Consider the following 12,011-nt stretch of genomic DNA (forward strand, 5'->3'; position numbering starts at 1 on the left):
GAACAGCCATGACAGAAGAAACAGATAAAATCGTATGTTTTGACGAACATCCCCATTCGTTCAACCTGCCGGATACGGACTTCAAGGCGGAAGTGGTTGCCAGCGGGCTGAAAGAAGCCGGATATGACGCGGAACGTACCCTCATTTCCAGAAAGGGGGATATACGGCGCGGATTCTCGAAAGACATTCATGACATCCACTCTGAATATTCCCATTACGACCTGACGGACTACCTGTATCTTTATGTGAACAGGCGGAGTCTTTATGACGCACTGCCCGAAGGCATATTCCACAAGAACCTTTACCAGTCCGAAAAGATATCGAAGGAGCAGGTGCTGGATGAAATCCGTGTCCACCGGGAAGAGGAGTTCTTCGCCCGCCGTTTCTTCAAGCCTTTTGAAATCTCCCTGGACCATATGCTGGTCACTTTCCAAAACAAGGAACGCCGCATAGACGAGATGAACGTGCATCCGGATTTCGTGAGTATCTTTTCCGGACAATGGCCCGTGCTGGAACTGCTGCCAACCCATTTGGCGGTCATGCTTGTCCATATGCTTGCCTATATGGAGCAGATTACGGCCAGTCCCTCCAAGATCGGCGAGTGCATGACCATCCTGACGGGTGTGCCCGTCCATCTCAGGAAAGGAGACAAGTGCGTGGTGGAAGCGGATACCGGCCTTATTCCCAAATTGGGAAGCTGTATCCTGGGAGACAATATGGTTCTGGGAAACAGTTTTGCCGACGGTACTTTCCGGATGCTGATGGAAATCGGCCCCCTGCCCGCCCGGCGGATGGAAAGTTTCTTCCCCGGTGCCATCGACTGCCAAATATTGAATGCGCTGGCGGAGCTGTTCCTCCCTTCGGACAAGGAGATACAGATCCGCTACATCATCCAACAGGAAGATGCCCGGTTCAGACTGGGGACCCCAGACGAACAAGGCGCCTATCTGGGCATCAGCACTTATTTATAAACACAAAAATTATTCTATATGAAACCGAAAAACAACACAGAAGTAAGGAAAGCCTATTTGAGGTTCGCAGGCTATCTGACGTGCTGCATCATCCTTGCGGTAACCATCTTTGCCTGTTTCCTGAAGACCTCCGGCATAGAAGTAAAGCGGATTACGGAACAGGCACTGGAGTATGACCACATCTATGCCAAGGAGCTGTCCCTGTCGAACAGCGTGGATTCCGTCTACCAGTACATGAAACTGATGAACACTTCCCCCCAGATCAACGACATGCTCCTACAAAGCGTTGTCAGTACACGCAAGATGAACCTGCTCAAATATGTCCAGGGCATGGATGCCAAGGATTGCAGGCTCTACAGGCAACTTTTGGGAAACATCAACATCTTCCTCGGAGTAAAGGACTCCATCCGTCTGCTGAATATCCAGGAAGAGATGGTGAAGAAAGACCTGATGCAATGTATTCAGGATAACTGGAAGACACGGCGTAACCTGAATGTCGGTCCCAACAACAATCATAAATAAAACTGTAAATTTATGGATAACAACAGAAAGACAATGAACAAACGGGAAATCTTCATGGGGCATGCCTATGTATTCCTGTTCTTTTTCCTGACGACCGTAGCGTGTTGTCTGGCGATATTCATGTGGAATTCGGATTTTAAGATATTTGAACAGAAAGAGTTCGTGAAAATCAAAATGAACCGCATTAAGGAATTCCAACAGGAGCAGGCGGAATGCCAGCTTCCGACAGACTCCCTGTTCCGTAAGATCGAGGCGTTTGAACCGGGCGTTTATGCCCAATATGAGGAGGACGATATCCATTATCTGATAAACAACTTGCGGAACACATACGAAAGAAACAACTGGGACAAGCGTTACAAGCTGTTCATGCATATTGCCGACTTTTATGCCATGTGGCTGTCCGACAAGAAACAGCTATGGAGCATCGAACAAAACATAAGCCTGTTCAAAGCCAATCTGGAAGAGTGCGAGATCGGCTTGCGGAAAAAAGAGGAAGACCTGCGCTCGGGCACTAAAAATGGAAAATGACATGGGAAAAATCTATACCAGAAAGATTCTGTTCGTAATCGCAGCCATGCTGCTATGCGTTCTTGTCGCCATACTGATCCGGCTGTTCTTTTCCAACCGTACCATACGGATGACACTGACCCCCATAGAGGTGGAAACCGGAGAAGCCGTCCATTACGCGGACAGCACCCGCAACGCACGTTCCTGGCTTTGGGAGTTCGGCAACGGGGACATATCACACGAACGAAGCGGAGAATATGTGTTCAAGGAACCCGGCCGCTACCAAGTACGCCTTCAGGTGGACGGAGGACTGGAAAGGAAACAGATCATCACAGTACACAAGAGCCGGGATGACTACGGAAGCGACGAACTTGTCAGGATGAAAGCACCTGCAACCGCCTTCCAGGGAGAAATCGTATCTTTCAAAGGATACGGTCCGTCGAAAGAATGGCGCTGGCAGTTCGGAGAGTCCGGAATTGTCGATTCGCGGGAGCAGAACCCGCTCTACGCCTATACAGAACCTGGCATATACGAGGTTCTGCTGACTACGGAGAATACCCAATATCCGGTCAGGCACACCATTGAAATCCTTCCCCAATATACGGAGAACGACTCGACGGACGTGCTTGTCATTATCGGTAATGACATCCGTGAACACTTGCAGGCCATCGTGGACGGCAAGCCGTTCAATACCCATTACAATTATATCCTGAAAAAATACCTTTGCGGAAATCCGGACATAGCGGTAACTGTCAACAACAGCAAGAAGAATGATTTCTATTCCTATTGCCAAGGACTGAAAATCATAGCACGCAGGAAAACCCTTATAGACGAGGTGTTCGTCGATATGGGAAACAACCTGAACAACGAATGTGTGATGCAGCTGATGGTAACTCAGCACGAACGCTTTTCCGAATCAAAAAAATAGAATGAGGCATGAAAAAGAACTATATATCGGCACTTGTTAAAGGAGGATGGATTTGCGGATGTATCGCCTGTATGATATCCTGCGGACCTGTACACCGTTTTACCCGGATAAAGAATGTCCCCCGTGAGTATATGCGGAACTATTCCGTGGAAGGAGTGAAGGTTCCACGCAGCCAGACACTGTTCAGGCATACCCCGTGGATCGTTTTTGCCCGTGAAGCCGGAACGACCTATCTGAGTCCGAGCGGAAAGAACGAGATGCAGGCGGTGGAATATATGGACGCGTTTTTAGTCATCAAACGAAAAGGTGACTGGCTCCGGCTGATCCGGTACGACCCCGCCATCCTGAAAAACGGGAGGCTGAAAGAGTGGAAGCAGGCCAAGTATTGCGGGTGGATCAACCAGAACGACCTGTTGCTGACCCGGAGCGGCTTTACCGATGTCGTTACGGGATTCAAGAACAAGCAGGTGGTCATGCTGACCGACACCCTGGCGTTTGCCGATCCCGATGCCTATTTTGCCAACGATTCCGTAAAGCTGTTTAAAAATCCCGACCTGACGCAAGAAGCGGGCAAAATCCCATTCTACGGTATCGTGTATCCTTATCAAACAGTTGCGGACAAAGGATGTGTCCTCGTGGCGAACAAACCGCAACTTGACGCAGACAGTATCGGGCAGACCGCCATCGGATGGATGGACGGGAGGTTGCTGACCGCTCCCGAACAGCAGCTCCATATAGACATAGCCTCGCTGCCGGACAGCACGCTTGTTTTCAAAGACCGGGAACGGAAGGACACCTTACATCTGTCATCCGATGAGATGCGACAAAAACTGCAATTCGCCGATAACCAACCCACCATCCGGTACAGCCCGGTGTTGTCCTACCGGCACAATGATACGGCGTTCTGTTTCAGAACGCATGTGCCGATGCCGGTCATAGACAAACGGGAGAGCTATGTGCTGAACGTCAACGGGCATCCGATATATTACGGCACATTCAAACACAAGATTGAGGAGGACCTGCGAAAAATAAATCTCATGTTCGTCCTTGAAGGGAAAGAGAGCACCATCCAGCGGTTTCCTGCCGTGGTGAATGCCATCCAGGGATTACAGTCGCAACTGGCAAATGACGAGAGCTTTTCTTTCAAGTTCGGCGCCGTGCTTACCTTCAACGAACCGGACAACCGGGAGGACCCTATCTGCAAGCTGACTCCCGACTACATGGAATTGCTTGACTTCCTTTCCGCCAAGGCACGCAATGCCGGGCAACTGAAACCCACATACGGGCGGTTCGGCAACTGGTCCGGCCTTCAAATCGGGGTGGAACAATTCAATAAATGTCCGGATGAGACCAATATTCTGGTTGTTATCGGAGACAAAGGATTCAACAGCGAGTGGGCGGACTCCACCTTGGTGAACAAATTGGTAAAGAACAACTGCCGTCTGCTTGGTTTCCAGCTCTATGGAGGAGAGCCGGACAACTTCAACAACTTCGTGCTGCAAATCGGGAACATGATAGACTGCTCGGCACCACGCATCAGCCGGAAGAAACGGGAGCTGATTGTATATCCCGAGCAAATCAGGAATGAAAGCGAATACGCGGAGGTGAACCATAATATCTATTGCCTGGATTTTCCCAACCGGAGCATGACGCAGGGATGGCTGGTGTTTCCGCAAAAGAACGAATCGCTGGAATTGGAAGGACTGACCGCCGCCGTGGACTCCATGCTGCTGCAAGTGAAGTTTGACAATACCCTGTTGAGCAACAGCCTGGCAAGGGCATTCGATGAAGTGGGTACACACCGATATAGGACGGACTCAACAATGACAGATTATTACCATATCCGCCAGCCGGATGTGCAACCCATATTGTCCGTACTTCCGGGTATCGAACCCGCCTGGAGCCTGCCTGCGCAACCTGTCGCATTGCCGGACTCGCTGTCCTCCACACTGGACTATTACCTGCTTGTCAATGAAGAGGAGTTCAAACGGTTGAGAAAATATGTGGAAGCACCCGCCAAACTGATTGTGGACTATAAATACGAGGCGGTCAAAAAGAAAAAGCGGGCGAAAGCGGATATTTGCGACTGTCCGGACGACTATCTACAGACAGACACCGAAGAATCGACCGTGCGCATCAAGACGGACAGCCTGAACGTGCCGGAATATGCCTCAACCCGACATGTAAGAAGAAAACTGGTCAGACATTTCCTTTCAGAGCGCAACAGGGACAGATATTGCAAGGTGGGGAGAAAGACTTTCCTGAGAATGCCCCTGTCAGAGGTATTGCAAAGGTTTACCTCCTGTCCGGCTGACTATCCTTTCTTTGAGGTTTACCGTGTCAAGGACTTGCGGAAAAAGAAAATGATTACGGATGTGGAACTGGACATGCTGATTGAATATTTCAAGGAAAAGAAAAAACTGCTGGACGAAGCCGCCGGCAAGTCATTCCAATCCAACGGGCAGACGTACTACTGGATCAGCCGTGATTTATTACCTTAGTCATTCACCTGAAACTGTATTATCATGATTTATGAAACTATTCTGAAAATAAGAGGAAGGGAGGTGCCGATACTCTATTATAACTATCGGTGCCACGTCCGGCACTATGATGACCCGAATCTGAGAAAAATCATGCAACTCCACATCCAAGTCTGCGAGGAAATCGGCAATCGGGAGTGTCTGCCGGTCGAGGGAGACCTGATCACGCTCGCGTTTGAGTGCAAGGGTGAAGAGCAGTTCTTCTATGACTGGCTGAACGAAGGAACCATGCACAACGGGGAAATCCATTTCATCTACAACGAAGTGGAGATTGCGGATATTTTCCGGTTCTGGGATTGCTATTGCGTGAAAATAGAGGAATACATGAGTGTCGGGAACGCTCCGATGATGATGGTGGCGTATTTGTCGCCGGGGATTATCAAGAGGAATAATCTGGAGGTGAGGGAGAAGGTTTGGAAGGTGTCGGATGTTTCTAATGGAAATGCTTCTTCTATACAAGAAGAAAATGATAAAAATGATTATATATCAGAAAAATCCTCATCTTCTGTAACAATTTTTATACTTTCTGTTATACATGTGAAACCTCCGTTTAAATTGAAAAGAAAATTCCAAAATAATCCTCATTATGAAAAAGAAATGAGGAGACAACTAAAAATGCAAGAAGATGGGATTAATAAACTGACAGTTTTTGAATGGTTAACTAATCGAAAGACATTTAAAGAAAAAGGACGTTCGTCTAGTCAAACTGCTCAAAATGATGCTCGAGATGCATATAAAAGACGTAAAATGTTTGATTATATGTTGTTATCAGCTGAAAATTTTAAATATGATGAAATTACAAAGAAAGTTGAAGATGGATTAAGTTCATTGGCAGCTTTGCATAATCCAGATCAAATTGCGGGTGGAAATTTTGATGATGTGACTGAAATGGGAGATAAAAGAATAAATTCATCTATTGGTTCTCAATGGGGTACTAAAGACAAGGGACGAGCCCAAAATTTGGAAGATGAATTACTAAAGGTATTAGAAGGTCCTCCTAAAATAGATGAAGAACAACAGAAATATATAAAGATGAATGTTATTTTTGCAGAAGATTTAGAAATCATAAAATAATAAAGTTATGTATGAAATGTTTTTATTTAATAGTGTTAATTCAAAGATAACACAGAATGTGAATGAAGAATTCATTTTGAAATATAGTGACTATAGCTGTGAACAATTAAATTCTTTGTGGAAAGAGGTTGGATTGGGTAGCTATTATAATGGACTTTTTAAAGTTATAGAACCTAATGATTTAAAAGATATAATAAATCAATGTTATATAATGGATGATGATGAATCCTTATTGCCTTTTATGTGTACTGCTTTTGGTGATGTTTTTGCTTATGTTAAGAATAAAAAATTTGGGAACTATGTAGTGTTTTTAAATATTAGATATGGGACATCTTTGATTATTCCTGACAATTTTGTAGCTATTTTTAATAAGGTAATTCCCAATCAAAGTTTTTTAAAAGGATGGTTTGATTTAGAAAACTATGCCTTTGTAAAAGAAAAAATTGGCGAAATAGATTTTGATGAATGTTATGGATATTTCCCTACATTATCAATGGGGGGCAATGAAAGTATAGATAATATTAGCATTGTAAAAATGATTCCTTATATTGATATGAATGTTCAAATGATAGATGTATTCGAACGAGCAGATAAATTGTAACTTGAAATAAAATATATATATTATATGAGCGAAAAGCAAAATATAAATCATTTTACTTTGTCATTCGTGTTCCTTTTATCTATTAGGCATAATTATGACTATGCAATGGATTATATGGAAAACGTAGCTCGGAACTTCACAAAGAAGTATCCCAGCTACCTCATCCATAAAAAAAGCGAAGAGAAGATAAAAGCCTTTTTGACTAATACAGTCAAAGTTAAAGTGGAGACCTTTGCCGATGCAGAAGCGAAGAACATAACCGTGACCGAAGTACGTGAGATAGCGGACTTGATAGCAGAATATGAGGGCATGGAAGGAGAACGAAACAGTTCTTCACCTTTTGGCAATCATCCTACGGATGCTCCCTCTTTGGGTAGTACCGGAGTGGAACTTGCCATGAGCGTGGATAACGGGGCTTCGGATATCCGTCCTGTCAATGTAGCCAAACCTACGGGTGTATCGGGGAAACCCAAGATAATGAAACGAAGTGTTATCCGTGTAACTATGGAGTTGGAAGTGCTGATGGAAACCAAACAATACCTGCATTTCTTGCAGGAACTGCCAGAGTTGTTCAGCCTGCATGAGTTTCCGAACCTACGTTGCAGAGTAACATGGATACAGAAACGGGTGAGCTATCAGGAATCTCCATTGCCTATTGAAGTGAAGGTTGTGGAAGACCGTAAATACCAACGCTGGTTTGTAACCTTTACGGTATTGATGGTGCTGTGCTTTATCGGGATTATCACCCTGTTCTTTTCCGTTCCGAACCTGTACAAGCAGGACATCCACTTCCTGCGGAACGATACGATTCATCAGGAGTTTTCCATCTCCAACAGCCGCATTGACTTGAAGGATGTAAGCCTGACGAACCATGGCGGGAAAGACACACTTGTCATCAAGGATAAAAAGATAATCATAGCCAAATAAAAAGCAATGGAAAATTCGATTCAGATACAAGGGATAAGAAACATGCTATCCCATAGCGGATGCCCGGAAGACCTGCTGGAGAGCTACCTGCAATTCCTGCAAACCGGAGGCCAACAGGTGCAGATTGTCAGAGGATAAGTCTTTATGATGTTTGAAAAGGAGGCGCAATACCGCAAGAGAAGGAATGAGGAGATGAAAGGAACCGTAACTTTCTGTAAAAATGACGGAGATAATGTCGGGGAATACAATACAGGAGTGTTTATCGGGATGGAATTTATCCAATGCTGTTTCAACTATGGGATTCCGGCACGGGTGCTGAATGTGCGGAGGGTGCATGGGGAAGTGGCGGAGGTAGTTGTGGGGTTTGGGAAGTAGGTGAAAGAACTGACGATGCTGCGTGTAATAGCAATATTGCTTAAAAGTTTTGTCTTAAATATTGTTATGATAGTGAATTGATTGTTGCTATTGGTACTAAAAGTGATGACTTTAGCCATATCAATAGAATAAATTAGTATATTTGCAATAGTATATATTTAATAGAATGATTGAGATGAAACGTTTATCAGAAGAACTTTTGGAATATTTTAGCAACACCCCAGAAGAACAATTACAAAAAGATTGGGAGGCTATACACAGCAAGTATGCTTATGGACCGGAAATCAATCAATTTATTGAAGAATGTGAAAAGAATGCCTTGCACAATGAAATTGTAGCCGGTATCTACGGAAGCCATCCAACATCCAGAGTGAATGTAGAATCCCCTATATCCCAGGATTTCGGGTCTGACTCATATTTGCCTATGGCAGTATAAAACACTAAAATACATCATAATGAAGCAAGCCGTTTTTTCGCTAAAAAATTACTCCGTAGTCAACGTAATGCTTGACTTGGAGAATATTCCACCCCAATGTATCTTCGATCTGAAAATAGAACCATCCGGCATCTATTTTCAGAGAGAAAGACAGTATGTATTGACTCTGGTATTCAAGGCTTCATATAAGAAAGAAAATACTGACTTTGAAGTTATAAACATCAAACTTAAAGCCGTCTTTTCTTTTGGGGACATGGTACAGGCTGACAACATCCCTCCTTATTTTTATGCGAACAGCATTGCTATCATTTTCCCTTATGTACGTGCCTTTGTAAGTACTATAACATTACAGGCAAACGTAGCTCCGATAATGATACCCACACTGAATGTATCGTTGTTGGAACATGAACTAAGGAGAAACACGGTCTTAAAGTAAGAAGCCTTCAATGAACAGAATCATATACCAGACCGTTGAAGACAGAGGGAACCCCGACTATGTGGAACAACATGGTCCGTTCATTTGTACGAATAAAAACGCATGGCTTGGAGAAGGCTATTATTTCTGGGATACAATTATAGAACTTGCCCATTGGTGGGGAAATCTTTGCTATAAGGACAGCGGATATATAATCAGCCAGTCTGCTTGTGATGACAAATTAGAAAAGGTATTTGATTTGGTTGGAAGACCAGAGCATCTGACAGAGATGAAAAGATGTTCGGAAATCATCACTGAAAAGTGGCACAAGACGACTGTTTACGTTCCTGAAATTATTGCGTACCTGAAACAATATACCCAGTTCTCGACTCGCTACAAAGCCATCAGAGCCAATCCTTTGAGTACTTTGCCGAATTCGTACAGCCAATCTTTTCTGTTCAAATTCAACAACCGGAACAAGGCATTCATAGATGTATGTCCTGCTATTCAATTTTGCTTTTTCGATAAAAGCCTGTTTACGGAAGACTACCTGATTGTCTATCCTGAAATGTATTGTCAAAATCCTGTCATATAGGCATTATCATACAAAGAAATGATAGTGTGAGGGAAGCTTTTATATCATTTCCCGCACACTTCATGGAGATTTAAGGGAAGATGAATCATTCTTTCTTCTTTGATGATTTTTCATCATCCAACCCCAATCGCTTGCATAACTCCGAATCTCTTTTGATACGGTCCATCTCTTCGTTGATGATAGCCTGTGCATCCGCCTTGATCTGGTCGTAGTTGCGCTGTATCTGCTGCATCATGATGTCATTGCCCTCCTTGTCCTTGAATTCGTTGATGATGGGGATTTTTTTGTAAGCCTTTTCCTCCGCACTTACCTTTGCATGATCCACGACGATTTCGGCATGGAAAATCTTTTGGTCTATCCTCTCACCGAAATTGTCGGACACGGCACCGACAAACATGCCCTGCGAGAGGGTGGCTATCTTGGAAGCCGGGATGAGGGAGTCCATCTGTGTATTGATGGATGTGGAGACATCCTGCCGGTTGATGGAAACCGACTGGCGCTGTTGCAATATCTTCCCGAAACGTTCGGAAAGCGTCTTTGCCGTTTCCCCAACCACCTGTCCGCTGAATATGTTCCCCACCGTGTTCTGCACCACTTTCGACTCCTTTTCACCATAGTCCCGGTTGAGCTGGGAGAAATCCTGAAATCCCAGGCAGACCGCCACCTTGTTGGAACGCGCCGTTGCAATCAGGTTGTCGAGTCCCCGGAAATAAATGGTGGGCAGCTCGTCTATGATGACCGCACTTTTGAGCTTTCCTTTCTTGTTGATCAGCTTCACGATGCGGGAGTTGTAGAGGCCGAGTGCCGCCGAATAGATGTTCTGCCTGTCGGGATTGTTGCCCACACACAGGATTTTAGGCTCCTCCGGATTGTTGATGTCCAAAGAGAAATCATTGCCTGTCATCACCCAATAAAGTTGTGGGGAAATCATGCGTGTAAGGGGGATTTTTGCGGAAGCGATCTGGCCCTGGAGCTGGTCCTGAGCTCCTGATTTCCAGGCATCCATAAAGGGGGAAAGGTAATTTTCCAGCTCCGGATAGGAGGTCAGAACGGTAAACAAGTCCGAATAAGGCTTGTTGAGCAGCTCCACCGCATGAGGGAAAGTACAGTACATTCCGTTCTTGTATATTTTGAGGTACCACACGATTGCCGCCAGCAGGATAATCGGCGACTCCACGAAGAAATCCCCCTGCTTTTCAATCCAAGTCTTGTTCAGGTTCAATAAGATGGTATAGCTTGCCTCGTACGCGTCGGAGATGTCCGTCATGAACTCCGGCGTGATGGGGTTGCAGCGGTGCGAGCGGCGGGGGTCATCGAAATTGATGACATAGAACCGGGGTCTGACCTTGTACTTGTCCATATTGTTCAGCAATGTGTTGTAGGCGATGGTGGAAAGGTCGTCGAACTTATAGTCGTAAAGGTAACAACTATACCCTTTGCCAATCATCTGGCGAATATAATTGTTCACCACCGCGTATGACTTGCCGGACCCCGGCGTACCCAGTACAATCGTGGCACGGAACGGGTTCACCACGTTGATCCATCCGTCATTGAGCCTTCCACGGTATTGGAATCTGGTCGGCAGATTGACAGAATACTCATTTTCCATCAGCTGTGTTTCCTGCCCGAAAGACTCGTTCTCATTGTTGAACACATCGGTCATCAGGTTGTTCTTGTAGAGCCGGCTCATCCATAACCCCGCCATCAGCAGACCGAGATAACCGGTGGTAAGCGTGCTTACATACATTATGGTACTTGCCGTATGTGGCAGCGGCAAATCCAGCAGCCACCAGTTCAGAAAAAAGAACGTACATCCGGCAACCAGTGCCGCATAGATTTTTGGCCAGGTGATTTTCTCTCCCTTGACCCCGTGCGTGCCCATACAGGAGATGGCCAGCAAAAGCACCGCCAACAACTTACTCCAGAGGATGTTGTCGAAAATGCCCGTGTGAATGTTGAAGTTTACCAGAATCTTGTCTATGACCGCAAGATTCAGATGCCATGCGGTCATGCTCGGATAGCAGTACACATAGACGTGCACCACCAAAAGAAAAATACTCACAGCCCTGCCGAATTCCATTATCTTAGCGAGAGCCCTCAAATCGTCTTCCTGTTGCATA

At 45.3% G+C, this 12,011-nt stretch carries 13 protein-coding genes and 1 pseudogene; 12 read left to right on the top strand and 2 right to left on the bottom strand.

Annotated features, from left to right (window positions below; genetic code table 11):
• The first annotated feature begins 8 nt into the window (after positions 1-8).
• From DXD65_RS15595 to tssR, 5 genes are read left to right on the top strand one after another with little or no spacing between them, the layout of a single operon-like run.
• Entirely contained in the window at positions 9-971 is a 963-nt protein-coding gene (locus tag DXD65_RS15595; RefSeq protein ID WP_074783320.1) for a type VI secretion system baseplate subunit TssG, read from the top strand.
• Positions 972-989: 18 nt separating this feature from the next.
• A complete protein-coding gene (locus DXD65_RS15600) occupies positions 990-1,493 on the top strand; it encodes a type VI secretion system TssO (protein WP_005942797.1) in 504 nt (167 codons plus the stop codon).
• Between the two features lie 12 nt (positions 1,494-1,505).
• Entirely contained in the window at positions 1,506-2,021 is a 516-nt protein-coding gene (locus DXD65_RS15605; RefSeq protein WP_005942799.1) for a type VI secretion system transmembrane protein TssO, read from the top strand.
• A gap of 1 nt (position 2,022) precedes the next feature.
• A complete protein-coding gene (locus DXD65_RS15610; RefSeq protein ID WP_117884373.1) occupies positions 2,023-2,928 on the top strand; it encodes a PKD domain-containing protein in 906 nt (301 codons plus the stop codon).
• 8 nt (positions 2,929-2,936) lie between these two features.
• Positions 2,937-5,429, top strand: coding sequence for a type VI secretion system protein TssR domain-containing protein (gene tssR / locus DXD65_RS15615; RefSeq protein ID WP_117884326.1), 2,493 nt, complete (start codon positions 2,937-2,939; stop codon positions 5,427-5,429).
• Here tssR and DXD65_RS21300 read toward each other — a convergent pair whose 3' ends face one another.
• Positions 5,430-5,717, bottom strand: a complete 288-nt coding sequence (locus tag DXD65_RS21300) for a hypothetical protein (protein ID WP_233556152.1) — start codon at positions 5,715-5,717, stop codon at positions 5,430-5,432.
• On the opposite strand from DXD65_RS21300, the gene tssD reads away from it, so the two are divergent.
• The 7 genes and pseudogenes from tssD (at position 5,631) to DXD65_RS15650 (ending at position 9,891) form a co-directional block, all read left to right on the top strand.
• The gene (gene tssD / locus DXD65_RS15620) at positions 5,631-6,542 is read left to right on the top strand and encodes a type VI secretion system tube protein TssD (protein WP_233556151.1); all 912 of its coding nucleotides are present in this window, start codon (positions 5,631-5,633) and stop codon (positions 6,540-6,542) included. The two genes, DXD65_RS21300 and tssD, sit on opposite strands and share 87 nt — an antisense overlap.
• A 7-nt stretch (positions 6,543-6,549) precedes the next feature.
• Positions 6,550-7,143 (top strand): T6SS immunity protein Tdi1 domain-containing protein, encoded by a 594-nt coding sequence (locus DXD65_RS15625; protein WP_117884322.1) that lies wholly within the window; start codon positions 6,550-6,552, stop codon positions 7,141-7,143.
• A gap of 24 nt (positions 7,144-7,167) precedes the next feature.
• Positions 7,168-8,070: a translation initiation factor 2 gene (locus tag DXD65_RS15630; protein WP_117884320.1), complete on the top strand. Its 903-nt coding sequence runs from the start codon at positions 7,168-7,170 to the stop codon at positions 8,068-8,070.
• A gap of 6 nt (positions 8,071-8,076) precedes the next feature.
• A pseudogene (locus tag DXD65_RS21530) lies at positions 8,077-8,445 on the top strand (hypothetical protein).
• A gap of 166 nt (positions 8,446-8,611) precedes the next feature.
• Entirely contained in the window at positions 8,612-8,881 is a 270-nt protein-coding gene (locus DXD65_RS15640) for a hypothetical protein (protein ID WP_117834196.1), read from the top strand.
• A gap of 19 nt (positions 8,882-8,900) precedes the next feature.
• Positions 8,901-9,317 carry a protein-export chaperone SecB gene (locus DXD65_RS15645; RefSeq protein ID WP_117678129.1) on the top strand — a complete coding sequence of 139 codons (417 nt, stop codon included), beginning with the start codon at positions 8,901-8,903 and terminating at the stop codon, positions 9,315-9,317.
• A 10-nt stretch (positions 9,318-9,327) separates the two neighbouring features.
• A complete protein-coding gene (locus DXD65_RS15650) occupies positions 9,328-9,891 on the top strand; it encodes a hypothetical protein (protein WP_074783311.1) in 564 nt (187 codons plus the stop codon).
• Positions 9,892-9,976: 85 nt separating this feature from the next.
• Here DXD65_RS15650 and mobC read toward each other — a convergent pair whose 3' ends face one another.
• The gene (gene mobC / locus DXD65_RS15655) at positions 9,977-12,010 is read right to left on the bottom strand and encodes a conjugal transfer protein MobC (RefSeq protein ID WP_117884316.1); all 2,034 of its coding nucleotides are present in this window, start codon (positions 12,008-12,010) and stop codon (positions 9,977-9,979) included.
• Between the last annotated feature and the right edge of the window lies 1 nt (position 12,011).

The organism is Bacteroides sp. 4_1_36 (assembly GCF_003466325.1).
GTDB classification, from domain to species: Bacteria; Bacteroidota; Bacteroidia; order Bacteroidales; family Bacteroidaceae; genus Bacteroides; species Bacteroides uniformis.

What these genes read in the sequence shown, in the direction of transcription:
- DXD65_RS15595 (WP_074783320.1), top strand. Translation starts at nt 9, where the DNA reads ATGACAGAAGAAACAGATAAAATCGTATGTTTTGACGAACATCCCCAT.
- DXD65_RS15600 (WP_005942797.1), top strand. Translation starts at nt 990, where the DNA reads ATGAAACCGAAAAACAACACAGAAGTAAGGAAAGCCTATTTGAGGTTC.
- DXD65_RS15605 (WP_005942799.1), top strand. Translation starts at nt 1,506, where the DNA reads ATGGATAACAACAGAAAGACAATGAACAAACGGGAAATCTTCATGGGG.
- DXD65_RS15610 (WP_117884373.1), top strand. Translation starts at nt 2,023, where the DNA reads ATGGGAAAAATCTATACCAGAAAGATTCTGTTCGTAATCGCAGCCATG.
- tssR (WP_117884326.1), top strand. Translation starts at nt 2,937, where the DNA reads ATGAAAAAGAACTATATATCGGCACTTGTTAAAGGAGGATGGATTTGC.
- DXD65_RS21300 (WP_233556152.1), bottom strand. Translation starts at nt 5,717, where the DNA reads ATGGATTTCCCCGTTGTGCATGGTTCCTTCGTTCAGCCAGTCATAGAA.
- DXD65_RS15625 (WP_117884322.1), top strand. Translation starts at nt 6,550, where the DNA reads ATGTATGAAATGTTTTTATTTAATAGTGTTAATTCAAAGATAACACAG.
- DXD65_RS15630 (WP_117884320.1), top strand. Translation starts at nt 7,168, where the DNA reads ATGAGCGAAAAGCAAAATATAAATCATTTTACTTTGTCATTCGTGTTC.
- DXD65_RS15640 (WP_117834196.1), top strand. Translation starts at nt 8,612, where the DNA reads ATGATTGAGATGAAACGTTTATCAGAAGAACTTTTGGAATATTTTAGC.
- DXD65_RS15645 (WP_117678129.1), top strand. Translation starts at nt 8,901, where the DNA reads ATGAAGCAAGCCGTTTTTTCGCTAAAAAATTACTCCGTAGTCAACGTA.
- DXD65_RS15650 (WP_074783311.1), top strand. Translation starts at nt 9,328, where the DNA reads ATGAACAGAATCATATACCAGACCGTTGAAGACAGAGGGAACCCCGAC.
- mobC (WP_117884316.1), bottom strand. Translation starts at nt 12,010, where the DNA reads ATGCAACAGGAAGACGATTTGAGGGCTCTCGCTAAGATAATGGAATTC.